This is a genomic window from Paenibacillus litoralis (genome assembly GCF_046244365.1).
Lineage (GTDB): Bacteria > Bacillota > Bacilli > Paenibacillales > NBRC-103111 > Paenibacillus_V.
The window spans coordinates 6975754-7001080 of the sequence record NZ_CP176395.1 but is presented as its reverse complement, the minus strand read 5'-3'; the positions used below and the strand labels follow the sequence as shown (position 1 = coordinate 7001080).

General features: G+C 46.6%; 18 protein-coding genes. 14 read left to right on the top strand and 4 right to left on the bottom strand.

All coding sequences use genetic code 11. From position 1 onward, the window contains the following. The 5 genes from ACKGJP_RS29435 to ACKGJP_RS29415 all read left to right on the top strand — a co-directional run bounded on the left by ACKGJP_RS29435 (position 1) and on the right by ACKGJP_RS29415 (position 5104). Positions 1 to 816 (top strand): TrmH family RNA methyltransferase, encoded by an 816-nt coding sequence (locus tag ACKGJP_RS29435; protein WP_409347289.1) that lies wholly within the window; start codon positions 1 to 3, stop codon positions 814 to 816. A 729-nt stretch (positions 817 to 1545) separates the two neighbouring features. Then, positions 1546 to 1788 (top strand): helix-turn-helix domain-containing protein, encoded by a 243-nt coding sequence (locus ACKGJP_RS29430; protein ID WP_409342329.1) that lies wholly within the window; start codon positions 1546 to 1548, stop codon positions 1786 to 1788. 871 nt (positions 1789 to 2659) lie between these two features. After that, a complete protein-coding gene (locus ACKGJP_RS29425; protein ID WP_409342328.1) occupies positions 2660 to 3271 on the top strand; it encodes a hypothetical protein in 612 nt (203 codons plus the stop codon). A 139-nt stretch (positions 3272 to 3410) separates the two neighbouring features. Continuing rightward, positions 3411 to 3989, top strand: a complete 579-nt coding sequence (locus ACKGJP_RS29420) for a hypothetical protein (RefSeq protein WP_409342327.1) — start codon at positions 3411 to 3413, stop codon at positions 3987 to 3989. A 221-nt stretch (positions 3990 to 4210) separates the two neighbouring features. Beyond that, complete coding sequence (locus tag ACKGJP_RS29415; protein WP_409342326.1) at positions 4211 to 5104, top strand: hypothetical protein; 894 nt, start codon at positions 4211 to 4213, stop codon at positions 5102 to 5104. 5 nt (positions 5105 to 5109) lie between these two features. Here the strand turns inward: ACKGJP_RS29415 and ACKGJP_RS29410 are convergent, their stop codons facing one another. After that, positions 5110 to 5751: a transposase gene (locus ACKGJP_RS29410; protein ID WP_409342325.1), complete on the bottom strand. Its 642-nt coding sequence runs from the start codon at positions 5749 to 5751 to the stop codon at positions 5110 to 5112. Between the two features lie 948 nt (positions 5752 to 6699). On the opposite strand from ACKGJP_RS29410, the gene ACKGJP_RS29405 reads away from it, so the two are divergent. The 9 genes from ACKGJP_RS29405 to ACKGJP_RS29365 all read left to right on the top strand — a co-directional run bounded on the left by ACKGJP_RS29405 (position 6700) and on the right by ACKGJP_RS29365 (position 22704). Beyond that, positions 6700 to 9879 (top strand): AAA domain-containing protein, encoded by a 3180-nt coding sequence (locus ACKGJP_RS29405; RefSeq protein WP_409342324.1) that lies wholly within the window; start codon positions 6700 to 6702, stop codon positions 9877 to 9879. Next, positions 9879 to 11606, top strand: a complete 1728-nt coding sequence (locus ACKGJP_RS29400) for a hypothetical protein (protein ID WP_409342323.1) — start codon at positions 9879 to 9881, stop codon at positions 11604 to 11606. Before ACKGJP_RS29405 ends, ACKGJP_RS29400 begins: the two co-directional genes overlap by 1 nt. A gap of 444 nt (positions 11607 to 12050) precedes the next feature. Next, entirely contained in the window at positions 12051 to 13424 is a 1374-nt protein-coding gene (locus ACKGJP_RS29395) for an extracellular solute-binding protein (protein WP_409342322.1), read from the top strand. A 255-nt stretch (positions 13425 to 13679) separates the two neighbouring features. Further along, positions 13680 to 19073 carry an S-layer homology domain-containing protein gene (locus tag ACKGJP_RS29390; RefSeq protein ID WP_409342321.1) on the top strand — a complete coding sequence of 1798 codons (5394 nt, stop codon included), beginning with the start codon at positions 13680 to 13682 and terminating at the stop codon, positions 19071 to 19073. Positions 19074 to 19455: 382 nt separating this feature from the next. Then, positions 19456 to 19806: an ASCH domain-containing protein gene (locus tag ACKGJP_RS29385; protein WP_409342320.1), complete on the top strand. Its 351-nt coding sequence runs from the start codon at positions 19456 to 19458 to the stop codon at positions 19804 to 19806. 7 nt (positions 19807 to 19813) lie between these two features. Beyond that, complete coding sequence (locus ACKGJP_RS29380; RefSeq protein WP_409342319.1) at positions 19814 to 20245, top strand: DUF2269 family protein; 432 nt, start codon at positions 19814 to 19816, stop codon at positions 20243 to 20245. 343 nt (positions 20246 to 20588) lie between these two features. Then, positions 20589 to 21677 carry a 3-phosphoserine/phosphohydroxythreonine transaminase gene (serC, locus tag ACKGJP_RS29375; protein WP_409342318.1) on the top strand — a complete coding sequence of 363 codons (1089 nt, stop codon included), beginning with the start codon at positions 20589 to 20591 and terminating at the stop codon, positions 21675 to 21677. A 141-nt stretch (positions 21678 to 21818) separates the two neighbouring features. After that, positions 21819 to 22442 (top strand): SAM-dependent methyltransferase, encoded by a 624-nt coding sequence (locus tag ACKGJP_RS29370; protein WP_409342317.1) that lies wholly within the window; start codon positions 21819 to 21821, stop codon positions 22440 to 22442. Then, entirely contained in the window at positions 22426 to 22704 is a 279-nt protein-coding gene (locus ACKGJP_RS29365; RefSeq protein ID WP_409342316.1) for a hypothetical protein, read from the top strand. Before ACKGJP_RS29370 ends, ACKGJP_RS29365 begins: the two co-directional genes overlap by 17 nt. A 147-nt stretch (positions 22705 to 22851) precedes the next feature. On the opposite strand, the gene ACKGJP_RS29360 is transcribed toward ACKGJP_RS29365, so the two are convergent. From ACKGJP_RS29360 to ACKGJP_RS29350, 3 genes are all read right to left on the bottom strand, one after another. Then, positions 22852 to 24054 carry an MFS transporter gene (locus tag ACKGJP_RS29360; RefSeq protein WP_409342315.1) on the bottom strand — a complete coding sequence of 401 codons (1203 nt, stop codon included), beginning with the start codon at positions 24052 to 24054 and terminating at the stop codon, positions 22852 to 22854. Positions 24055 to 24123: 69 nt separating this feature from the next. Continuing rightward, positions 24124 to 24405: an ArsR/SmtB family transcription factor gene (locus ACKGJP_RS29355; RefSeq protein WP_409342314.1), complete on the bottom strand. Its 282-nt coding sequence runs from the start codon at positions 24403 to 24405 to the stop codon at positions 24124 to 24126. A 376-nt stretch (positions 24406 to 24781) separates the two neighbouring features. Further along, positions 24782 to 25192, bottom strand: coding sequence for a VOC family protein (locus ACKGJP_RS29350; protein ID WP_409342313.1), 411 nt, complete (start codon positions 25190 to 25192; stop codon positions 24782 to 24784). Positions 25193 to 25327: the final 135 nt, after the last annotated feature.

Below are 25327 nucleotides of genomic sequence, written 5' to 3'. Positions count from 1 at the left end.
ATGCAAATTTTGTCCGTACAAAATCCTAAGGTGAGGCAGTGGAGTTTGCTCCTCACCAAAAAGGGCCGCGACACCCAAGGGAAGTTTCTCGTGGAGGGCACGCATCTCGTCCAAGAAGCGCTGCAATCGGGCATCGCCCTTGAAGCGCTGCTCTATTCGCTTGAAAAGGGGCTGCCCGCCGAGCTGGCGCCGCTTCTGCCGGACCGCTCGGTTTGTATCGGCGTGTCCGAAGAGGTGCTGGCCAAATGCAGCGATACGCAGACGCCGCAAGGCGTCGTAGCGGTTGCGGACAAGCCGGAGCTCGCGCCGCTCAGCCTGCTGGAGCACCCGCAGCCGCTCGTCGTCGTGCTGGACGGCGTACAGGATCCCGGCAACGTCGGCACGATCGTACGCAGCGCCGATGCCGCCGGGGCTACGGGTATTGTCCTCGGCCGCGGAACGGCCGATCTGTACAACCCGAAGACGGTGCGCGCCACGATGGGCTCTCTGTTTCATTTGCCGATCGCCGAAGCGGATCTGGACGAGCTGCTGCCGTTAGCGAATGCGAAGGGCGTCCGGCTCGTCGGAACGAGCCTGCAGGCGGAAGCCAACTGCTATGAGCTGGATCTGCAGGCGCCGACTTGGCTGATCGTCGGCAACGAAGGCAGCGGCGTATCGCCGCAGGTCGAGCGCTATGTCACGCACCGGACGATCATCCCGATGCGAGGCAAAGCCGAATCGCTGAACGTCGCGATGGCGACGACGGTGCTGCTGTTCGAGGCGGCGCGCCAACGGGAGTTTCAAACAACAATAATTCCTGTCCACGACCCCAAATAAGTGTCCATGAATAAAAATTAGTGTCCAAACAAGACTAAAGACTGGAACAGGTTCGGTTACTTACTTGATCCTTCTCCAGTCTTTTTATCCGCCGCGGCGAACGAAGCAGGGATTTCTCTGACTGATCTTGAATTCTTTAACTAAGCATAAAATCAAGCGTATCAAGGGTCTGCGGGTTTCGGCATGCCTTTACCCAAGTATTTTCTCAATCTTTAATCCAATCGAAATCCCATTCAACCCTGATACTTGCTCTGCTCTTTTTGACATTATTTTTATCTCGTTTCGTTCACAATTAGCCCGATTTTGCTCCGATATTTATCCGATTCAGCCTCCGAAAAAGACAAGAATTTTTGTTCCGATTATGATTCTAAAATGCCTCTCATGCCTTGTGGGACAAGGAGTTGCGGGGATTGGGAGGAATTGTTGGGGGAAGCCAGTAATTTTTATCTTTCTACAGGAGTTCCGCAGCTAAATGAACCTGATATCTGTGAGTTGTAATTCACTTTGTCACCGTTTGTAATATAGTTTGTCACCGATTTGGAACGTAGATTTGTCACAACTAAGACAGTCCCGATGTGGCTCAAAGCCTTGACACATCGGGATTTTTTATAACCATTCGTGGAGAGGAATTTTTAAAGCTTAATAAGCAAATGAAAATTACTTAGAAAAATCGTCTTAAAAATCTCTGTAATTAACGCTGTCATAAATCGTATCGATTTGGGGGTTTTTTTGAATGTCATTGGGGGAAACGTACGACGACTCAGAAAAATACATAACCTTAACCAAATTGAATTTGCAAAGTTAATAGGAGTTTCTCAAGGTAGTTTAAGTGATATAGAATCGGGAAATAGTAAGCCTTCAGTAGAAACTGCTGTTTCTATTCATTTGAAATTCGGATGTCCACTTGAATGGTTATTAAATGGAACTGAGAGTCAAAATAAAATAGTTTATGATCTAATAAATTTGGAATAATTTAGGATTTCAGAGAATTGAATACCAATAATCAAATGGAAGCCTTTGAAATAATAAAACTTAAACTTAGGAGCAACAAATCTTGAGTTCTAATATAACGGTTTGATTGCGTGTATTTAGTGTTTTTCATCATTCTTGTACAAGATCGAGGATGGGTCTGATACCCAAGCTGAGAATTAATATACGTTAAGTTGCTTTCTTTCCTTCAAGGAAGGTTATTGGGGCTACTAATTACAAATTCAATTTTTTGTCAACCAATTTTATTGCTTTATACAATAATAACTAATCCAGCAATTTGAAAAACTAAGTAATTAGAAGCAGATAATCAAGGTTGGCTTAGTTAGCCAGAAAAACATTAATCTATCGAAAAACGAGAGAGTAAATGTAACAAGATTTAAATCTTATTTTCATGTGCTATTAATGAATTAAGTCTATAATAAAAATCAACTCCTTCTAAATATAAAACTCAGACCCTCAGCCCGTTGCTGTGGGTCTCTTTTTGCTATTCAACTACCATGAAAATTCACTTCGATTCCTGGGTAAAAAGACAATACTGAAGAAGACGCAGCTCATTCTTTTAAAATGTGCAGCGTCTAGGATATTGATGATCCGCAGTAGATTAGGAGACTTCTGAAATCGTAACGGTATAGCTTAAGGTTTCAAGACTTCGAACCGAATTCCGTACAATAGCTCCTTGTTTATGCTAATCAAAATATAATCTTCTCCTTGTTAGGAAGTGGCGGTGCCTACTTACATTCACATTTTGATAAATTACTTACCTTTTCATTTGATAAATACATGATAGAGAAACTTAAATCGTTGCTCTAGTGTGTTAAAAGGAATATAGTCAATAAGTGTCGAATGGTCAATAATGAAAAAAATAATAAATAAGTCGGGACTGAAGATGCGAATAATTAAATCAATAACACTACTGCTTCTTGGGGTCAGATATACTGCAATTATTATGCGTGCTCTAGTTGTTATACTTCTGCTTATTCTGTCAGGTACTCTCTTTGGATTTACAGTAATTCAAGTTCCCTTTTATTTATTACTCTTGTATTACGCTTGGTACTTCTACTACATCCTTTGTTATCAAAAAAAGGTTAGAAAAGAATACGAAATAGCAGGTTACAGGCGGTTTGATAATACTTTTGAAATTCATATTGCAGAGAATATTAAGACGTTGCTGGAGTTCAATCGGAAGATGGTCAATGTTGTTGAGTATTGTAAAAAAGAAAACCTGAAAATTGAATTTGTAACCGGTTTGTTATCGTATGGAAGGATGCTCCGATTGTTTGGAGATGCCATTATATTAATTAAACCCTTGGGTACTCTTTCAAATATATTTACAAGTGATATAGTGAAAAAGTACGAAAAATTACCTACATTTAACAGCGATCATTTACATAGGGTGATACTCGATCCACACAAAATTAAGATTAGGGAAAGTTCTAATGGGAGAAAAACGATAGATTTAAAATAACTTGCTTTTGAAAAAGTGGATGTCCGATGTTTTGGAAGAAGAACAGCATATGCTAAATTTGCACGTTAGCTCGTTTAGCGCTAAAAATATTAATTCGCTAATGAAATAACCAACTAGACAGATTCTTAAAAGAGGTAAAATGATGCATGAAAAACGGATAGGTCTCTTTGAGACAGCAAACAGTAAATTTCTTAATTTGCAGTCAGATCTTATTACAAGCGGAGTATCTGAGCGGACATTATGTGGGGCATTAATGCTATATTTATATGAAGAGATAAAAGGAACTGACTTCTCAAACTATTATGTAGACGTTGAATATAATAGGAATATGGGAAAGGTTAAGACTATTGTAAATGAAGATTTCAAAGCAATAGCGATCAATTGCGATCTAATAATACATAGTAGAGGAAGGTGTTTGAATGAGGATAATTTAATCGCCATTGAAATGAAAAAGTCAACAAATAAGAAATCGGAAAAGCTCAAAGATAAAAATCGTTTAATTGCATTGACTAAAGATACATTTGATGACGTTTGGTCTTTTGATGGCACTACTCTCCCAGAACATGTTTGTAGATACGGATTGGGAGTTTATTACGAAGTTAATGTTAATCGAAAGCAAGTGACTCTTGGTACTATATTAAAGGTAAACTGTTTGTTGTTAAGACAATTGAATTATGCAAATAACGTAGCTTTGGCTTCCTCAGGTAAGTTGGTATAGGGGGACAACGCGCTCAAAGTAACGGGTAACAAGTGCTGAATACAACACACTACGAGGCTGCCGCAGCGAACAAGCGGCAGCTTTGCTGCGTTATCGGGTAGTAGGATAGTTATAAACACTCGAGAAATTCGATTGCAAAAATATCATTATAGGTATATTTTGGATGTTTGGAGATCTCACAATTTTAGCTATTAGATTAAACCGAGTAAAGGGAGATTGTAATGAGTAAAAATGAGAACTTTTTTATTACGAATGGTATGTATTATGAATATGGTTTTGAAGCAATACACGCCGACTGGCCAATATACCCGCCTGGTCATGGATGGGTGATAGCTTTGGAAGTTCTCTGTAATTATCCAGACAATACGAGATTTCACTTGGATGATGGGGTAGACTTTTGTAAGCTTTTTAAAGTGGGTATGTCTGGGGAATTTTATGTTTCAATATGGGATGAAGATTTAATAGTTCTTAAAAGACAAGGGCTTCTCCAGGGTGTTTTTGAAGAGGACGATTTAGAGTATCGTCTACTTTGTTATGAAACGTTTAAAAAAAGTAATTTGTCTATTGGATATGCGGTTACTGAAAAAGATTCGGGTTTTTACGTTCATACGCCTTCAGGTGATATATTTTTCCCTAAACCATTAGTAACAGATATTATTGAGGAAAGCCCTTATCCCAAAATGGCGCAAATCTTAGATACTGGAATGAAAGTAACTGAGAAGGGATTTGAAGCCTTAAAGCAAGTATATTTAGGGGAAGAATTTAAATGGCATGCACACCTAGAATGGGTAATCAAACTTGTTGAGATCCAGTATTTCGATACTGCCGTAAGAGATGTCTTGGTCTTTATCGAGGACGAGATTAAAAGCCACCATAAAGTAACCAAATACGGTAGATCGTTATTGGATTATCATCTGAAGCAACTCATTCAGAAAAACTCCGGATTAACCACCCCATATATAAAGTTATATCAAGAAGAACTGAATACTATTTTCAAGTTTATTAGAAATGACTTCGCTCATAATAAGAATAAAATTAATTATGTCCAATGTCTCTCCCTTTTGCGGCGGGCAGAACGAGTATATAAAATGTTTTTGGCATTAACTACAGACTAATGTTTTTAGACCAAATGCCAGTTGTCTTTGATCAAATCGACCAGTTGTTCTAGGACAAGCACCCAGTCGATCGTACCGACTTCATCACAGAGCAAACAAAACAGCCCGCCAAAAGACCGTTGATCGGTGCTCTGCCGATGCTGCCAAGCAAGCAAAATGTAGCGCGAAAACACAATCGTCGTATGACTTACCAGCAAGTCGTACGAACGGCCCTGAAACTCTTTTTGCAGACGCAAAAGAGACTTAGCGCATTTGAAGAAAACTTCAATGTCCCAGCGCATCTTGTTTATCCGGAAGATTTCCTCTGCTCTTAAGGTGAGGTCGGTCGTAAGGATGGCGAGCCACTCGTTTTTCTTGGAACGATGGCGGACAAACAACACCGTTACGGGGATGCCAGGAGCAAGCTTGGTTCGAACAAGACGTAGAATGTTACGATTCTTGCCTTCCACCCGCGGTGCTGCTTCATACAGCGACTTCAAGCAAAGTCTTTGTCCGTCTACAATGTAGCGCCTGTTATCATTTTTAACCATGCCAATCACATGGAGTCCGCGATTCACGACTTCTTGAATTAGAGGCGCATGGGTAAACCAGCTGTCCATTAGGGTGTAAGAAGCCGTCATCCCCGCCGCAATCGCGCGGTCCAGCATAGCGGCGATAACCTGTGGTGCGGTGAGAAGCGCTTCTTGGCGACGCTTGTAGCCGGAAGTTCTCTTATCGATTCCCTCAAGCTGCCGTTGATGCCGGACTTCAAGGAGCTCAGTAAGCTAAAATCTACCGGGATGAACGAATGGCCATCCGACCAGCCCATCGTCAGCATGCTAAACCCCTTGTAGAATGTGCCCGTCGCATGATCCTTAAAGCGGGCCAGCATCTCCACTTTTTTGCTTCGGTTACGTTCCGAACATCGAGTCGTCAAAGATGAACGCCGTACCCGATCGCCGGAGTTCAACTTCTCAACGCGTTGAATGGTTTCACTACTCAACGACAACAAGAATCTCCGCCATGAGTACTCGCTATGATTCAGGAATCGGTACAGGGAATCCTTTCCCGGGAATGACTCGCTTTTATTGCTCTCCGGTAGGCGAAACCAGTTCTTCTGACGAAATAAAAGAACAAACACAAGTCGAAATAAGTACGCGCAAGTAAATCCAAATTTCTTCTTGAAACCCGCGCCATTCAAATGTTTGATGACGTTCAATTCTTGAAAAGCCGGTTTGATTTCTTTTGGCAGTTGATCAAGGGATTGCTTTTACTCTATCATAGAGAAGACACCTCTTCTGTGTGGTAGTGTAGACTTCGACACTCTCACTTTACCAAACAAAGAGGTGTTTTTCTATTTTCGTCAATCCGACTATCCAATTGACTTCAAAGCCAAGCTTCATGTGCTGTTAAGCCGATTTTGGCTCTGCGAAAGTTGAGTAATTAAATCACATTGTAATGAAAAAATAAATAATGATAACGAATGATGGGAAAATATGTAGATTTTTGGTAGAATAGGACTTGTGGATTATATTGATGAATTTTATTTTAAAAATGTTTCGTAAGACAATATTGTGCCGTACTTTTTAGTGAAAATTATAATTCTGAGGTGCAAAATGATTATTGGTAATAGATATGAGCCCATTTCACGGCTTGATAATGGCAGGGGTTCCAGAAGCAGTAAAGTGTGGATAGCCAAGGATTTAAGAAATAAATCCCAATTGGTAACCTTAAAACAGTTGAGTTTAAATGTTGATACGGAACTTAAAACCGATATAAAAGAACTTTTTCAAAGAGAGACAGACGCACTAAGTAAACTTAAACATCCTAATATTATTTCTTTTATTGAATCAGGAATAGAAAATGAGACTTTATATATAGTAACAGAACGCTTTGATGGCCAAAATTTAAAGGATTATGTTACAAATAACCAACTAAGTGTTGATGATGTATTAAAAGTATTTTTGGGTATTCTCTATGGTATTTCTGAGGCTCATAAAAATAATATTGTACATCGTGACTTAAAACCATCTAATATTCTCGTTGGAAATAATGGTGAAGTGAAGATAATTGATTTTGGAATTAGTAAGATTTTAGGTAGGGCCTATGACCATAATGAGACATTAAAGGATTACATGACAACTTCTTACGCTTCTCCGGAGCAACTTTTACGTAGTGATGTTCGTGTAGAAAGTGATATTTTCTCTCTAGGTGCTGTGTTGTACTACCTTATTACAAATAAAGATCCTGTTCCAAATAAGGAACTTTTTCATTCCCAGGTACAACAGATGAATTGTGAAGAAGTAATTAAGTCATTGATAATTGAAATGACTAGATCTGATTACACTAAAAGACCCGTAAGCGTTCACACGGTTATTCGACAAGCAAAAACATTATATATACAACTCGTATCTCAAAAAAGAAACTATTATATCAAGATGCCAAACTATGCTACAAGGCAGTTATACGAATTGGGTATTATTGATTACTCTGGATTAGATCATGCATTACGTTTTATCTCTAATGACTTGAGCAGCAGCAGTATTTATTTACATAAGAATAATTATTATTTAATTGGTAAAACAGGTCGAGTGAAGTATCAATGTAAAATTTCCCAAGACAAATATCATTTAGTACTTAATAAAGTTGTTTTCCTTGATGATTACATAGAGTTTGAGAAAGAATATAATCGAGGAATTGAATTAGAATCTCATTGGACAGTAGTTAAGGAAAATCAGCAAATTCCAATGAGTGACGAGCTCCAAGAACTTTTGGAAAGTGTTAATGAAGAAGAAAAGAAAAGGCAAGTCAGAATGAATCGGGAAGAAAATGAGAATAAACTATTAAGTCGTTGGAATTCGTATTTAGAAGAAGAATTCTTAATGATTCAAAAGAAGAAACGTGTGTGTATCTATGAATCATTCGAAGTAAATATATCGGATTACACTTTAGAGGCTATTGTTGAGAATCATGATTACATTTTTGAAAAGAATGACTTAATTCAAATGAGTAGCAAAAATAATGAAAAAATTACTGTAGGGACTCTTGAAGGTATTGAAAATAATAAAATTATTATTAATATTGGTTTAAATATAATGGATGATCTAGAAAGTATTGCACCTAGAGGAGTTTTGGGAATTGATGTAGTACAAGCGGAAACAAGTTTGCGTAGATTAAGAAGGGCAGCAAGGGCAATCAAGCTAGGTAATACCGTAAATCCCAATTTAAAAGATATTTTACATGATCCACAAATCGTAAGCATAAATAATCTCGGACCTTTAGGGGAATTGTTTCAAAACCTTGATGACTCTAATTTAAGTGCAGTTGAGAGTGCACTAGCAACAAAAGATGTATTTCTTATACAAGGGCCTCCAGGCACAGGTAAGACCACGGTGATTACAGAGATAGTTTGTCAAATATTAAGATCCGAACCTAATGCACGAATACTTCTAACTTCACAATCGCATGTTGCAGTCGATCACGCTATTAAAAATATTTCAAAACTTTTACCAGACAAAAAAATAATAAGAGTAGGTAGAAGCGATAAGATTTCACACGAGTCTGAGTCTTTGTTGATGGCTAATCAACTTAATAATTGGGTTACTGATGTAAAACAAAAATCTAAAACTGCACTAGAAGATTATTTACAACGTTCATTAATGCTTAATGAAGAAGATATCTCCAGAGAACTGGAACAATTAGATAGACCATTAAATGAATTTAATAAAGATGAAGTTGATCTTGAAATGGCATTCTTAAGTTCTGAAGCTAGACAAATGAAATCACTGGTTAAAGTTACAAAAGAATGGCACCTTAGACTCGGCAAATTAGAGGAATTCGATGAAATTTTTGCACAAAAAGCATCAATTATTGCTGCCACTTGTCTTGGTATTGCTTCAAGGCATGCTCTTAGTGATTTGTCATTTGATTGGGTCATTGTTGATGAAGCTGCTAGAGCTACAGCACCCGAACTTCTCGTTCCAATAGTTAAAGGGAAAAAAATAATTCTTGTAGGAGATCATAAACAGCTACCACCTGTCATTAATGGAAACATTGACAAAGAAATAATACAAGAACACGGATTTAGAAAATCAGACTTGGAAAAAAGCTTGTTTGAGGATTTGTTTGAAAAGATATCAGATGAATCTAAAATTGTACTTCAATCACAATTTAGAATGCATCCTACTATTGCTAAATTAATTTCGGATGTTTTCTACCCAGAGGCGGACATAAAAACTAAGAAAAAGCCTGAAGAGCGTGAGCATTCATTGAAATGGTGGCCTAAAGCAATTGTTTGGCTTGACACGCAAAATCATCCAAATAATATAGAACAGGAAGTAAAGCCATCAAAAAGAAATAACGCAGAAGCCCAGATGATTTTAAAATGCTTAGATGAGATAGAAAGAAAATACTCAGAGGTAGGAAAGAAGATTACCGTTGGAGTAATTACAGGATATGATGCACAGAAATCATTACTTAATAATTTAGTTAAACCCTATGATATCGATAAATGGAAAAGTATTAATATTGTTATCAACAATGTTGATGCCTTTCAAGGATCCGAAACAGATATAGCTATTTACAGTATTGTAAGAAATAATCAGGATAATAAATTAGGATTCTTGTCTGACTCTAGGAGATTAAATGTTGCATTATCACGTGGTAAAACATGCTTGATTATTGTTGGAAATGCACGATTTGTTGAGAGAGCAGAAGTAATAGGGAATAACCCATTTGTAGACATACTACAATATATCAGACGTAATACTGATGGTACTGTCGTGGAGGAACTGTAATGAATATTGAAAAATTAGCAGACACATACGCAAATGATCTTCCAGGTTTAGAACTAGTTGGATATATTGAAATCGGTGTTCCGGTTTTTAAAAGAACCCTACATTGCCTTGAAATTAGCAAGAAACCACTACCTGTAATTGAGGAGTTTGTATTAAGGTTATCGAACTTGGGCGTTGTTAAAGAGGAACTTGCGAATATCCTTGGAATAGATGAAACATTAGTATCAGAGGCATGGTGGAACTTAGTTCACAAAGACTTGATTGAGTTAAAGACTCATTTTGTCTCGGAGCGTGGTCAGAAATATATTGTAGAAAATAAAATGGATACGTATGAGAAAGTGCTATTACATGTTGGTATTGATGGGCTTTTAGGAACGGTTCAAAAAGAACGGGCTTATATGGCACCCAAAAAAGTTAGGGAAAATGGATTAAAACCATTAAATGTATTAATTGAACAGCCATCTGTTCAAAACATTAACATACAGCAGGTAAGACAAGTATATAAAAAATCGAAAGAAGAAGATCAATATGAGGGGGATTTACTTGATATCTACCATGTTGAAGGTAGCAAAACTCAATTCCGTAGATTAAGTGTGCTTATTTATTCAGATGGAATAAATAAACGATTTATGGTTTATGATGGAAAACATGTATTAAATGGTTATGAAAAGGCGATTTTCATGCTTGAAGAAAGAGGATTTCAGTTAATCAAAAATAGTTATGATGAATATTTTCAAAATGATAGAGTCTTAATGGAAAATCTAGATATTAAAAACCCTTGTATTGGTCCAGGAGAGATATTTACAAAGTGGAATAATCTATTAGATATGGTTAAGAAAAAGCTGGTCGTTTCAATTCCAATGATCGATATTTGTGGCTTTTCAGATTATTGGCTAGAGTGTATTCAAAGAGCATTAGATAAAAAAGTAGAAGTAATCGTTATCTTCAGTGGAAGAGAATTTACAGGTTCATATATTAAAGAGCAATACGATAAACTAAGAAAATTAAAAAGATCAAATAACCTCATCATTAAACAAATGCCTAGTTTTACTAATAAATTAGTTATTGCTGATGAAACAGAAGGTGTTATTACTGACTTTGAAAGATTTCAAATAGATTTGCCTAAAAGTAAGTATTGTTTTAAAGAAAAGGGTTATATCTTATCAGAACAAAACATATTAGAAATAATGAAAGAATTTCTCAAGGAAGAAGATGAAATTAAAAACATACCTGCAGTTTCTCAAAAGTGGTTAAGTGATAATTTACTTGTAGCAACTGAGTTAATTAGCCAATTTGACGAATTACTAAAATCAGCTAACGGTGTTGGTTGCTTAGGTGATGAATCTATACCGGATCTTCAGAAGTTACTTGATTCTCCTTTGGCTACTAATGAAATTACGTTTAAAACTTTTATCAATGTTATTAATCAGTCACTTGTAGAAACTTTCGAAAAAGTTTGGAAAAGATCGGGGCTCAGTAAAGTTTACTTTTTCTCAGATTTTAAAGTAAATCAACCAGGTGTACAAAAGGTTTTGCACAAAATAAAACTATATCGTCATTCTACCCATCACTTATCATTAGAGGATAGATTCAAACCTACATACTATAGTTTTTTGGACGAGGATTTAAATGGATGTCTGCCCCAGTTTAAAAAAGATGGCTTTTTAATATTACAATATAAAATAATAAGCGAATTGGTAATGGAACTCAAAAAAGCTCTTTCTTAATAATTGAATTGACCATCTAGGAGCCACTTGTTGCGCACGTATTATTAGATTTACACAACGAATTTTACTATTTGTTCCAATACTTATTACATAAACTCACCGTATATGACAATTGTTATTACAGTAAGTGCCAAATCTTCATTACAAAACATCTCTTTTCGGGGTGTTTTCAATGACAAAGTGAATTACAGCTCACAATATCACCCACAAAGGAGCTTTTTTGTCCAGTTTGTGGAAAGATCGCTTGCTATTCGGACCAGCTTTGTGTCAAAATAGACTCGCTCGGCGCCCAAGCGGTTTGAACGGTAAACCCGACAACGAGTAAGGAAGAGGATGCGAATCATTCCTAAGGGATGGGATGCAGCCTTCTGCCGGACTCGTTTTTTCTTTATCTGCATGGGACGAGCTGCAACCGTTATGATCTTTTTTTGAGGAGACTCCTTTATGGCGAAATCTGACCGCAAATCCTTTCAGCACCGAACCAATGAGCTTCTATCCTCTATACGCAACCATATTTTGCGCGGGACTTACAAGCCCGGCGATTTTCTGCCTGCAGAAACGGCTTTGGCGGAAGAGTTTCATTTGAGTAAAAATTCAGTGCGTCTGGTGCTGGAGAATCTGGTGGAGGAGGGTCTAATACAGAAGCTGCCGCGGGTAGGCAATCAGGTTACGGCTCGCCCGGCGCAAACGACCATCCGATTCGGGGTTTATCCCTCGCTGAACGACGAGTTCCATATCAACCGTTTGATCGAGTTGTTCCATGAAAGATATCCGCATATTCGTGTGGAGACTATGGCGCTGCCCTATTCCCATGCCGATCATATCAGACAGCTTCTGCAATTTGGCGTAGTGGACGCCGTCACCTTGAATTATACGGACTATCTGCATTTCCGCGAGGACGATCACCTGCATCTATTGGAGAGTTTCGCGCCTGAACCGGACACGTATCCCTTCTTGCATGCGTTGATTGCCGAGAAGGACGGGAAGGTTGGCGTCAGGCCGATCATTTTCTCGCCGGTTATTTTATGCTACAACAAGAGCCATTTTGAGAAAAGGCGGGTCATGGAGCCGGACAGCAGCTGGACGTGGCAGGATCTGCGCAAGGCTTTGAGCCAATTGACCGAGCCGAACCGCTTCGGCCTATTTTTCCACTTGTCCTCGACGAACCGCTGGCCGATGTTTCTGCTGCAGAACGATGCCCGGTTTGTCCGGGACGAGCAAGGGATGATTGTCCCCGTTCAAGGGGAGATGATGGATGGACTGAACGCTATACGGGAACTCGTGCATGAGGAAGGAGTATTCCCGCTTGTCATGTCGTTCGGCTACCAGGATGCGGAGAAGCTGTTCAAGCAGCAGAAGGCATCCGTCATTCTAACGACTTATTATCGTTTGAATCAGCTGGTCGATGCGGAATTTCCGTTTGAGATCGCTCAGGTTCCGAGGTCGGTCAACAACCACACGTTATTGTTATCGACAGGCATCGCGGTAGGGGCCATGTCGCCTAACAAGGAGGCGGCGGTCTGTTTCTCCGACTTTCTCGTATCGGAAGAGATCCAATCGTTCATACGCCGCAATTCGTTCAGTCTTCCAGCCAGTAAGTGGGTGACCGAAACGGTTCCGAACGAGCTGCCTAACAAACCGTCGCGCTTGGAGATTCATCGGGAAATGATTCCGAACTATGCCGCCCATAATCAATTGCAGCTGTCGATTCGCGAAGTCGAAGTGCTGGGGGAGTGCTTGGAGCAGTATTTCTCGTTATTAGTGGACGATGACGGACTGATCGCCATGTTTAACAGACAGCTTGCGCAGGAGAACTAAAGGTTGTCCGGCAAGGCATTGACCATCGAAATCTCGCCTCTTCTTAGCAGGCGGGATTTTTTTTGTGAGCGGGTAATTTTCAATTGACGGTTTTTTTGGGGTTGTGGTAAGATGACCTTGAATATGAACTAGATTTGAACTAGAACATGAGAGATTTTAGTCATTTCACTTGTTTATTTCTTGGTATTTGATCTAGTTTAGATTCAGTTGAGTGTGTTTTCCCGAAAATGATGGAAGAAGAGAGGTAGTGAAGAGATGTTTGAAATCGCTATCAAAGGGTGCAAGAAGACGGTCTCCTGGGCGATCGCCGTAACGCTGGCTTTGACGGTATCGATCCCGTTCTATCCGCCTACGCCCGCCGAAGCGGCATCCGCCGTCGTTCCCCGGGTATTCTCGGCGCCCGAAGAGCTGGGCACGATGGTTACGACGCCGAATACCCTGCATAGCGCATATGGGGTGGAAGACGGCAGGGACGTCTTATATACGACCGTTACCGGAAGCGCTTCCTCGCCGGCGATATTCAGTGTCGTGGATTTGAAAAGCTACACGCTGCTTCGGGAATTTCAATTGGAGGGCGGCGGGCAATCTTGGGGACATGTGCTTGACAGCCAAGGCAACGTGTACATTGCAAGCGGTCCGAAATTGTTCGTCTATTCGCCCGCGACCCGGAAGGTCGCCTCGCTTGGAACGGTCCCCGGCGCAGGCACCTTGTATAACCTGGTCGTCGACGAGAAGGATGTCGTCTACGGCGGGGCATACCCGACAGGCAAAGTGTTCAAGTACGATCCTGCCCAGAAGGCGATTACGAACTACGAGCCTTTTACAGCGGATGCGGGTTACGCCAAGACCATCGAGTATTACAAAGGCGAGCTGTACGTCGGCGAAGGGTCCAAAGGGGCGCTTTACAAGATGAACCCGGCTACCGGCGCCAAAACGCAAATCCCTTTGCCTCCGAACGACGTGTTCGATGCCGCTCATGCGCCGATGGTATACACGATGAATATCGCGGGTCATTATTTGTTTATATTGATGAGCTCGACGCCGAATACGCTGCTGATTTACGATCTGGAGAAGCAGCAGTTTCTAGCTGACAAAATCATTTCCAATTACCGCGGCATGTTCGTATCACCCGAGCGCAACGGGAAAGTATACTTCCCGGCCAACGGCGAGTTTCAAACGTTCGACTTGGCGACGGAGGAAATCAAACCGACCGGTCTCGCCTTCGGCACCTACCTTCGCAACAGCGAATGGGTCGATATCGGCGATCCGGAGCTGCCGGGCAAGTCGCTCGTAACCGTCATGTTCGGAGGGCAGGTGGTCGCTTCCAACTTCGAATCGATGCAGGTCAAAACCTTAACCCCGGTCGTATCCGGCACTCCCGTTTCGATCCAATCGCTTATTTTCGGACCGGACCGGCTGCTGTATACCTCAGGCTATCAAGGCACCTATGCCGCGCGCTACAACATTGAGACGGCCGAAAAGGAATTGTTCAACATGGGGCAGTCCGAAGGGATGATCGCATGGGAGGATAAAGTCATCTTCGGGGAGTATCCTGCAGCGTATATTCACGAGCTGGACACGAAACAGCCTCTCCTGCGCGGGGAGAACCCGAAAAAAATTCACGAGATCGGCTCCTCGCAGGACCGGCCGTTCGCGCTGGAGACGGGCGAGGGTAAGCTTTTCGTCGGTACGGTTCCTAAGATCGGGCTGCTCGGCGGCGCACTGTCCGTCTATGACGGCTCCAAGTGGGAAACGTACCGCAATCTGATTCAAGACCAGAGCATCATGGGACTCGTTTACCGCGACGGCAAGCTGTACGGGTCGACGACCGTGTGGGGCGGGCTCGATATTGCCCCTACGGATTCGGAAGCCAAAATGTTCGTGTGGGACGTTGCCAAAAAAGAGCTCATCACAACCTTTACGCCGGACATTGCTCAGGCCGGCGGCAAGAAGGCCAAAGCAATCGGCAATTTGAGCTTCGGTCCGGACGGCTTGCTGTGGGGGGCGGCATACGGCACGATTTTCGCCATCGACCCCGTTACGTACAAAACCGTGAAGCAGAAGGAAATCGTCCCGACGGATTGGGTCTACGATCATGTTTGGACGCCCGTGAAGCTGCAGTGGGATGCGGAAGGGATCTTATATACGACGCTCGGCAGCAAGCTTGTCGCGATCGATACCAAAACGATGGCGCATACCGTCATACCGGGAACGAAAACGAATTTGATGGCGCTTGGGCCCGACGGCAACCTGTATTACAGCGAAGCCTCCATGCTTAAGCGGGTCAAAGTGAAGAAGGAGCAGCCTCCCGTTTATGCGGACGTCGAAATACCGGTCATGAACGGCAGCTTCGAGCAGGTGAACGCGGACGGAACGATTCCGGGATGGGAATCCTTCGGGCAGCGCAACGCGGCCGCCGATTATCAAGTTAGCCAAGAGAAGGCGAACCATGGAAGCAAAAGTCTGAGGTTAACCGATACGTCGGCAGCGGCGGAGGCGGGCGTGATCTCGATTCCGTTCTCGGTAGAACCGGGCTTCGAGTATACCGCGAAGTCGGATATTTATTTGGACAAAGGCCGGACGATTTTCGCGATGAAGTTTTACGATGCGGACGGCAAAGAGATCAGTCTGTCGCCGGCGCCGGCGGTTTATCATACGGGACCGTCCAAAACGTGGAAAACGGCGGAGTTTAGCAGCATGGCTCCGGCAGGCGCCGTTACGGCGAAGCTCGTTCTGTTCTGTTCGACCGCGTGGGAGACCGATTCGTATTACGATAACGTTCGGGTAGTGAAGCTGACGCCAAGCGACGCTCCGCCGACCGGTCCTGCTCTACAGCAGCTTGACGTGCCGAATCCGGGATTCGAGCACGTGAATACGGACGGAACGATTCCGGGCTGGACCATCCGCGATCCGCAAACGTTGAAAGACAAAACGAAGTCGGATATCAAGCTATCGGACGCTGTCGTGAAGGACGGCTTGAATAGCCTGTATCTGCTCGATAATGACACGACCTTAACGGTGGCGGCCGATGGCGATCTCATTCCCGTTGCGGAGGGAGTCACCTATACGATTGCAGCCGACGTGTACCGGACGGATCCTCCTGCCGGACGCAGCTCCAACCGTCCTTATGTGCAAATTCGATACTATAATGAAGCCAAAAAAGAGATGACCCCGGTAGCCGGCACCACGATGAGCCTGGAAGCGACGGCCGCATTGAAGCAGTGGGACACGTTATCCTTCAGCAATACGGCTCCCAAAGGGGCCAAGTATATCGGAATCAAGCTGGTTAGCAGCGCGGCTTTTGTAGCCTCCGCTTATTACGATAACGTGACGTTATCGACGGTTGTCGCCCCCGAGAAGCGTACGGCTTTTCAGCTCGACAGCACGCCGTTATCCCATACGGCGGAAGGGACGAATCTAAGCTTCCGGGCAAGAGCGACACTCGACTCGACGATTGTCGTGAAGGAGAATGGAAGAACGGTTGCGACCGCCGCCGGCGCGGGAGAAAATAGTCCCGTGACGGTGACCGTTCCTGCTCCGGCCGCAGGCAATCATCGCTATACGGTATATGCGAATATGGAAGGCTACGGAAAGAGCGCGGCGATGAGCTTACCGTCCGTTACGGTTCATCCTTTGAGCGATCTGCAATTGTCCGCATCCCGATTGGCGATGAGCCCCGGACAATCCGCAGCCGTAGTTGCGAAGGCCGTGTACGGCCATATTGTTTATGACATTACCCCCCAGCTGGCGCTAAGCGCAGGACCGGAAGGCGTCGTCACGATAGCGGGCAATACGGTAACTGCAGCAGCCGATGGGCAAGTTGCGCTGACCGCATCTTACGGCGGTCATTCGAAAGAAGTCACGGTCAGCGTGAGCAGTCCGATTCTCGATTCGATCGGCATCGAGCTTTCGAAGGCTCAAGTCGCCAAGGGCGAAAGTGTAACCGCTCAAGTCTACGGTTTGTATAAATCGGCAGGCTCCGATCAAGCGGAGCGCAGGCCGCTTAGCGGGGGAGTAACGCTTACCGCGGAACCGGCCAATCTGGTGACCATCGATAACATGACCGTAACCGGCATGGCCGAAGGGAACACCGTAGTCAAGGCCGTTTACGCCGGACACGAGGCATTCGCCTCTTTGCAAATTGCGAAAACCGGGGAGCCGGGTCCGGTTGATCCGACAGATCCAACAAACCCAACGGATTCATCCGTTCCGGAGTCCATTACGATGGCGCTATCCGGGACGCAGCTCGAGGTTGGGCAAACGGTAACGGCAACGGTTTACGGCTATTATACCGGCATGTCCGCGGGCTTGCCGCTGTCCGACGGGGTGGCGTTGTCGCCGCTTTCCGAAGGCATCGTCCGCGTCAATGGTCTATCTCTGACGGGAATAGGCTCCGGCTCTACCGTAGTAACAGCCGTTTATAAGGGCATCGCAGCAAGCACGATCATAAAGGTAAAAGCCCCTGTTCCTTACGTTCCGCCAACCGCGCCTTCCGTACCGGCGCCTGAGCCGGAGAAGGAGATGCCGAAAGGACGGCTGAACGTAACCGATGAGCAATTGAAGCCTCAGGACGGCAAGGCAACCATCGCGCTGGGACCTGAGACGAACGAGGTGCTGCTCCCGATCCGGGCAGCCGAGCTGCTGAAAGACGGCGTGCTCGAAATCTCGAGCCAGTCGGTTACCCTGCAAGTACCGGCCGCCCTGCTGGCCGAAGTTGCGGATAAGCTTGGAGCTTCAGGCGACCGTTCCGCGCGCATCGCGTTGAACGCCAAGGTGCTAAGCGAGCAGCAAATCGCGCAGATCGCGGCGAAAATCCAAGGGGATTCGTCCCTTGCCGGCATCCGGCCGGCCGGGTCCATGATTCAATTGGAGCTCGCGGTCGTTACCGCTGACGGTAAACGCACGCCTTACAGCAGCTTCACGCAGCCGGTTAGAGTGCGAATAGCGATCGGCAAGGATAGCGACGCCAGATTGCTTGGCATTTATTATATCGGCGAGAACGGCAAGCTGGAGTACGTGGGAGGCCGGCGGTCCGGCGATGCGCTGGAGGCGGAGCTAAGCCATTTCAGCACGTATGCCGTACTGAAATACGAGCGCAGCTATGCGGACGTTCCTGCTGCTCATTGGGCGAATGAAGCGATTCGGACGCTCAGCGCGAAGCATGTCGTGGAAGGCGTGACGAGCACGGATTTTGCTCCGTCGCAAACGTTGACCCGCGCGCAATTCGTCACGATGCTCGTCCGGGCATTCGGGATCGGAGAGGCGGAGAAATCGGCTAACGCGTTCGCAGATATCCGCGAGAGCGACTGGTATTACGCTTCGGTTCAAGCGGCGGTCAAATCCGGCATCGTGCAAGGAGTGGACGCCGGCCGATTTGATCCGAATGCAGCCGTCACCCGCGAGCAAATGGCTGTCATGCTCGTACGGGCGTGGGAGTCCGTGAGCGGAGCTTTGACGGAGAAGAATGATTTGGCGGCATTCCAGGATGCGCCTCAAGTTAGCGGTTGGGCTGCCCGAGAGATCGGCATCGCCGTCCAACGGGGATGGATGCAAGGGCAGGGAGACGGTAGGCTCGCTCCATTGTCCGGCGCCACGCGCGCGGAGAGCGCCCAGATGCTGGTTAACGTTATGGAGCGTGCGTATAAGTAAGCATAAAGCAGTCAGTCGGAAGGGCTGTCCCGAAAGTCACAGATGTGGCTTCGGGGCAGCCTTTTTGGTCCCCGTTCCCTCGCCGAGAGCCAACGTAACTCGCACACCACCACGGACTCCCCTCGGCGTTTTTAACAACCTACTTTTTCGCAAAATGGCCTTTAGACCCTGAGGAGCAACTGCCGCCGCTGACAGTAGACATCACCAGAAAATGCTGCATTTTTTACAACACTCGTTGCCGTTACACGAATCCGGTAAGTCCAAAGCCAAGAAGAAGCTAGTCACAAGCCGAGCCTTCTCTGGACCGGACTTCGTTAGGTTTGGAATCGGCAGCCTTTTATGATAAAGTGAGCTAATTGACGCTAAGGAGGAAACAAAAACGATGAACAATCAAACGGATTCCAATGACTTGCCGCCGAAAACATGTACGATCGAGCGCTTAATCACCAAACAGTCGGATATCGATAAAGTCTTAAGCGGGCAAAAGACGGCAACCCGCCGCAACGGACGGTACGCGGATGTCGGAGAGATCATGACGCTGGAAGGCCGCGACTATGTGGTGGAACGGGTTTATCGGCAGACGCTTGGTGAATTGACCGACGAACATGCCAAGCACGAGGGATTTGCGACCGTTGAAGACTACAAGGAAGCCATCCTCTCGTATCATGCCGGCATGCCCTGGCTGCCGCACATGAAGGTATGGGTTCATGAATTCCGGCCTGTTCAGGAGTAGATGACCGTTGCATACGCTGCTGCTTTACGTACATATCGTAAGCGCCATTATTTCGATCGGCCCCTTCTTCGTTCTCATTCCGATGGTCCGCAAACTGCGGGAGGCCGAAGGGGAGGCGCTGGACGCTTATCTGGTTACCTTCCGGTTCGCGATCCGCTTGGCGAAACACTTGGGACATGTGCTGGTCCTCTCGGGCGTTTTGCTTGCCATCGTGGGAGGTTGGTCTTGGAAAACGCCATGGATCGTGATGACGGTGCTTATCCTCGTCAGCTCGTTGTTTTTTTTGGCCCGGGCTTTCTCGCCGAAGCTCAGGGCCTTAAACGAGCCCGGTCAAGATAAGGACAAAGTCGTCCGGGCACTCCTTCGTTCCGTTTGGATTTACCTTTTTCTGCTGATGACCATGCTGTGGTTTATGGTGGCGAAGCCCGATCTTTGGTAGGACGTGCGGGTCTTTGCAAGGAGTTCTGTTGCGGAGCCGGCTGCAGGATCGATGAATGCCGATTGACAAAATGCTATAATCAGGATATATTTTACTCCAAGTTTATAACACGGATCATGCCGATGATGAGCATCCAACTCGGAGGCGTTTGCGCCAAGAATAGCCTTCCCATAAGGCATTTCTAAGTTAACCGGAACCGCCCGTTATCGCGGAACCAAGTGGAGAAGCGCCGGCAACGGCGAATCTCAAATTGGGTGGCACCGCGAGCTGACGCTCCTCGTCCCAATCGGATGAGGGCGTTTTTTGCGTTTTTGCCACTATACGATGCGGGAGGAAACTAGAAATGACGAGAAGAGTGTACAATTTCAATCCGGGTCCGGCGGCTTTGCCGCTTCCCGTTCTGGAACGGGCGCAGGCGGAGTTTGTGAGCATTCAGGGCTTCGGCATGTCGGTAATGGAAATGTCCCACCGAAGCGCCTATGTCGAGGAGCTTAACGAGGAAACGCAGCGGCTGCTGCTCGAACTATTGGGGATTACCGGCGGGTACCGCGTACTTTTTATGGGCGGCGGGGCCAGTACGCAATTTGCGCTGCTCCCTCTCAACTTTTTGCCGCCGGATAAGACCGCTCATTATGTCCTGTCAGGCAGCTTTTCGGAGAAAGCATATTTGGAAGCCAAGTATATCGGTCATACGCGCATCGCGGCGAGCTCGAAGGAACAAGGGTGGCGGAGAATTCCGGACATGTCCGGGCTGCAACTGGATGCCGATGCTGCCTATCTGCACGTGACGACGAATAACACGATCGAAGGATCGCGATATAACGCGCTTCCGGATACCGGAGCCGTTCCTCTCATTGCCGATATGACCAGCGATCTATTAAGCCGCCGGATGGATATGCGGAAGATTGCCATGGCATACGCGGGTGCGCAAAAAAACTTGGGTCCCGCCGGCGTGACCGCGGTGATCGTGAAAGAAGAGTTGTTGGAGCGCGCTTCGTCGCATATTCCGGTCATTTTACGCTATGAGACGTTTGCAAAAGAGAAATCCCTGTACAATACGCCGCCCGTTCATGCGATTTACATGATGAATCTCATGCTGAAATGGGTCGCCGAGCAAGGCGGCGTGAAGGCGCTGGAGAGCAGAAACGCGGAGAAGGCAAGCCTGCTATACGATACGATCGATGCCAGCGGCGGGTTTTATAAGGGAATCGTAAACGAGGGCGACCGCTCCGATATGAATATCACGTGGAAAATGGCTGACGAGGCGTTGGAACGGCGTTTCATTCAAACGTCCGCGAAGTACGGTTTCGAAGGATTGTCCGGGCACAGAAGCGTTGGCGGGCTGCGGGCGTCCGCATATAATGGAGTGCCGCTCGAAGCTTGCCAAGCGCTTGCCGATTTCATGGCCGAATTCCAAAGGACAAACGGCTGATGGAGCTCCATGGCGGCGGTCCGCCCAACTGCGGTTGTCTTATCCATATCGAGGTTGAAGAGCGGCCGGGGCGAAAGGTATAATAGGTAAGCGAATTTTGGGTTTGCGGCAAGCGGCGGCAGACGTACGGAGGCGAGCGGGATGGCCGGTTCCATGAATCTAATCGTGTCGGTCCTTGCGGCTGGAGGCGTATTCTTGGCCATGGTGTCGATCGTATATGCGAGCTGGAGGAACGGAATATCTCCCATGCCTTCATCGCTGGCGGTTCGCACGGCGGTAGCCGCCGAGGTTAACGGGCTGACCGGGAACGGCCCTATCGTGGAAGCGGGCTCGGGCTGGGGAACGATGGCGTTTCATCTGGCGCGGCATTGCCGGGGGAGACGGGTTACGGGAATTGAAAATTCCCCCGTACCGCTATGGTTCTCCCGGCTGGCCGCCCGGTGGAGCTTTCCTCCGTTGTCCCGTGCTTTGAGCAGTCGCGATAACGTGACGTTCGTTCGTGGGAACTTGTACGATTACCCGTACGAGAAAGCGGATGTGGTCGTATGCTACTTATATCCGGGTGCGATGAAGCGTCTTAGCCGTTTATTCGGCAAAAGCATGAAGCCGGGCGCTCGGATCATCAGCGTCTGCTTTGCCTTGCCGGGCTGGCGGCCGGAACGCGTGGTGACTTGCGGCGATCCGTACCGCACGAAGGTCTATGTTTACGCGGCGGAACCCTATAGCGATAAGACAGGAGATGAGAAGATTGAGCGCCCCCGTTAAACAAGAAGAACTGGTAAAATACATAGCCGGAAAGACGAAGATCGACGCTAACCTCGTATTGCTCGTGCTGAAGCATGAGCAGGCTTTCGTCGACAAGGCGAAGCCGGATGCGAAGGGCAACGTCAATATCGACAGCGACGATATCGTGGATTACGTGCTCAGCCGGCGCGATGTGAAGCTGGATGAGCTGAAGGTTGAAATGATTTTGGATGCGGAAATGGATTTCATGATGAAGAAGGGCAAGGCGGGTTACGAGAAATAGCAACAAAAAACGCTCACCGGCGAATGGCGATCAGTCCTCCATTGCCGCGAGCGTTTTTCATTATCTAAGAAAGCCTGCATGTATTCGCAGCTTTCGCGTGGCTGATGTCTTGAGTCAAAGACGCCGGTGACGGGAACCGGCTGTGATTTACGCGCCTGCCTTACGCAGGGTTCGTTCCTGCAGCTTCTGCAAAGTACGGGAACGCGATCGCGACATTCCGAGGGAAAGGGCAGCCGTACCTGCAGCGACGGCGACTCCGGCCGCACCGAGCCAGCTGACGGACGTCAGCGATGCTTGCTCCACGATAACGCCTCCGAATCCCGCGCCGGCGGCCATGGCCAGCTGCATCACCGAGCTGTTCAGGCTAAGCATGATGCCGGATGCTTCCGGAGCAAGGGAGAGCAGGTAGTATTGCTGCGTCGGGCCGGACGACCAGGCGGAGAACGACCATAGCATAAGCAGCGGGAAGACGACGGCCGGAGAATGGGCGGCAAGCGACAGCGCGATAAGCGCGATGGCGTGAAGCAGCATGCCGCCGATCAGCGTGCGGGGAACGCCCCAGCGATCCGTGCCGAAGCCTCCGAGCTTCGAGCCGATCAGGCTTGCGATGCCGAAAGCGAATAATCCCGCGCTTACCCCCTTTTCGCTCATTCCCGTAACCGTAAGCAGAAACGGCGAAATATACGTATAGGCGATGGAATAACCGGCTATCCAGAAGAACGTTATCGACAAGGCGACGACGATTCTCGGTTCTTTCAACAACGCCAGCTGTTTGCGCAGCGGTACAGGCTCTTCGCCGTCCGTCCGAGGAATGGTGAAGGAAATGGCGAGGATAGCGAACAGCCCCAGAACGCCGATCCCGCCGAAAATGATTGGCCAATCGTAAGCGGAAGCGACCACTCTTCCTAGAGGGACGCCTACGATCAGAGCCGTGCTGAAGCCCATAACGAGCGTCGCGATTGCGCTCCCTTGCTTGTCGGGCGGCGCCAGCTTGGAGGCGACGGTCAATGCCGTGACGACGAATACGCCTGTGCTGAGGGCGAGAATGACGCGAGAGGCGACTAGAAACTCAAAGCCGGGGAGGGCGACGGCGATACCGTTGCCGGCAACGAATACGCCTAGGGCGTACAGAAGCAGCTTCCGCCGCTCCACCCTCGCCGTGACGGCCATAAGGAACGGCGTTCCGAATGCGTAAGCGAGCGAGAAAACGGTAATGAGCTGGCCCGCTGCGGCCACCGACACCCCGATATCCTCCGCAACCTTATCCAGAATTCCCGCTATGATGAACTCAGACGTTCCGACTAAAAAACTGACGACAGCCAGCATGTATATTTTCCATGCGTTCGACATGATGGTCTTGCTCCTCTCTCCGCTCCATTATTTTTATATTTCTAAATATATAGAAATAAAAACAAAAAATTATTCCAGCAAATACGGCGCGTATTTTAGCGCCATTTCGCGGTTCACGCTGTAGTAGATGTACGTTCCGTCTTTACGGAGGTTCAGAAGGCCGCAATCCGTCAATTGCTTCAGGTGATGGGATAGCGTGGAGCCGGCGACCGATTCCAGCTTGCTTCCGATATCGGAACAGCACAAATTCCGCTCTTCGGTTAGCAGCAGGGCGATCTTCAGCCGGGTCGGTTCCCCGAGCGCCTTGTAAACTTTAACGGCTTGCCGTACTTCCGCGTTGTCTTCTGCCATCGTGATCTCATCCCTTGCCGTTTTTCGTTATTTCTATATGTATCGAAATTAAAAATACCACACCTCGGCGCGAATGTAAACAGCGTCGTGCAAAAATGGGCTGCCGGGAAAATGGAAATGAAAGGGGAAGAGCGATCCTTTCTCGAATAAGAATAGGAAGCAGCGTCCGTTTTTCGCATAACTTGAAAGCTATAACGAAGGAGCGGTCCTGGGAGAGCAACCCCGGATATTCTGAAAGCCTGGGGGGCGGATCGGGCCGTCATCCGATGGAGACGTTCTGCTTGCCAACGGCTGGGATGCAGGAAGAGGTATCCAAGACCAAAAAGAGGCCTGTCAAGAAACAACTTGACGGCCTCATGAAGCGAATGGCGTTAGATCAGGACTGGCCCGCTTTCGATTCGGTGGTGATCATCCATTGTATGCCGAATTTGTCCTCGATCTGTCCGAACAAGGAGCCCCAAAATGCCGGAACCAACGGGTGCTTCACCGTACCGCCTTCCGCAAGCTTATCGAAAGCTTCGTGCGCTTCGGCTTCCGTAGCAAATTCCATACACTGGTTAACGGCATTCCCTCCGTTTACCGGCTCCGATACGGAATCGCACATATAGAACGTAACGCCACCGGCAATCAGGCTCATATGAAGGACCTTGTCCTTGAGCGCTTCGCTCGCATCGGGAAGCTGTCCGTGCGTCATAACCGATACGATTTCTCCGCCGAACGCTTGAATGTAGAATTCCGCCTGTGCTTTTGCGTCCTCCGTGAAGAGGTAAGTCGTGTGTTTAGCCATCCGTGTACGTCCTTTCATCGTTTGATTGGTTATATCTTGATTCTAGCATAAGACGCTGGACGATGTTTCTTATAGATTGCTATTTAACATCATCGTTCGAATTGCACGGTAAACCTGGCTGCAATCGGGCTGCAA

Bases quoted from the DNA above. Each gene is read 5' to 3' on its own strand.
- ACKGJP_RS29435 (WP_409347289.1), top strand. From the start codon at position 1: ATGCAAATTTTGTCCGTACAAAATCCTAAGGTGAGGCAGTGGAGTTTG.
- ACKGJP_RS29425 (WP_409342328.1), top strand. From the start codon at position 2,660: ATGAAAAAAATAATAAATAAGTCGGGACTGAAGATGCGAATAATTAAA.
- ACKGJP_RS29420 (WP_409342327.1), top strand. From the start codon at position 3,411: ATGATGCATGAAAAACGGATAGGTCTCTTTGAGACAGCAAACAGTAAA.
- ACKGJP_RS29415 (WP_409342326.1), top strand. From the start codon at position 4,211: ATGAGTAAAAATGAGAACTTTTTTATTACGAATGGTATGTATTATGAA.
- ACKGJP_RS29410 (WP_409342325.1), bottom strand. From the start codon at position 5,751: ATGCTGGACCGCGCGATTGCGGCGGGGATGACGGCTTCTTACACCCTA.
- ACKGJP_RS29405 (WP_409342324.1), top strand. From the start codon at position 6,700: ATGATTATTGGTAATAGATATGAGCCCATTTCACGGCTTGATAATGGC.
- ACKGJP_RS29400 (WP_409342323.1), top strand. From the start codon at position 9,879: ATGAATATTGAAAAATTAGCAGACACATACGCAAATGATCTTCCAGGT.
- ACKGJP_RS29395 (WP_409342322.1), top strand. From the start codon at position 12,051: ATGGCGAAATCTGACCGCAAATCCTTTCAGCACCGAACCAATGAGCTT.
- ACKGJP_RS29390 (WP_409342321.1), top strand. From the start codon at position 13,680: ATGTTTGAAATCGCTATCAAAGGGTGCAAGAAGACGGTCTCCTGGGCG.
- ACKGJP_RS29385 (WP_409342320.1), top strand. From the start codon at position 19,456: ATGAACAATCAAACGGATTCCAATGACTTGCCGCCGAAAACATGTACG.
- serC (WP_409342318.1), top strand. From the start codon at position 20,589: ATGACGAGAAGAGTGTACAATTTCAATCCGGGTCCGGCGGCTTTGCCG.
- ACKGJP_RS29370 (WP_409342317.1), top strand. From the start codon at position 21,819: ATGGCCGGTTCCATGAATCTAATCGTGTCGGTCCTTGCGGCTGGAGGC.
- ACKGJP_RS29360 (WP_409342315.1), bottom strand. From the start codon at position 24,054: ATGTCGAACGCATGGAAAATATACATGCTGGCTGTCGTCAGTTTTTTA.
- ACKGJP_RS29355 (WP_409342314.1), bottom strand. From the start codon at position 24,405: ATGGCAGAAGACAACGCGGAAGTACGGCAAGCCGTTAAAGTTTACAAG.
- ACKGJP_RS29350 (WP_409342313.1), bottom strand. From the start codon at position 25,192: ATGGCTAAACACACGACTTACCTCTTCACGGAGGACGCAAAAGCACAG.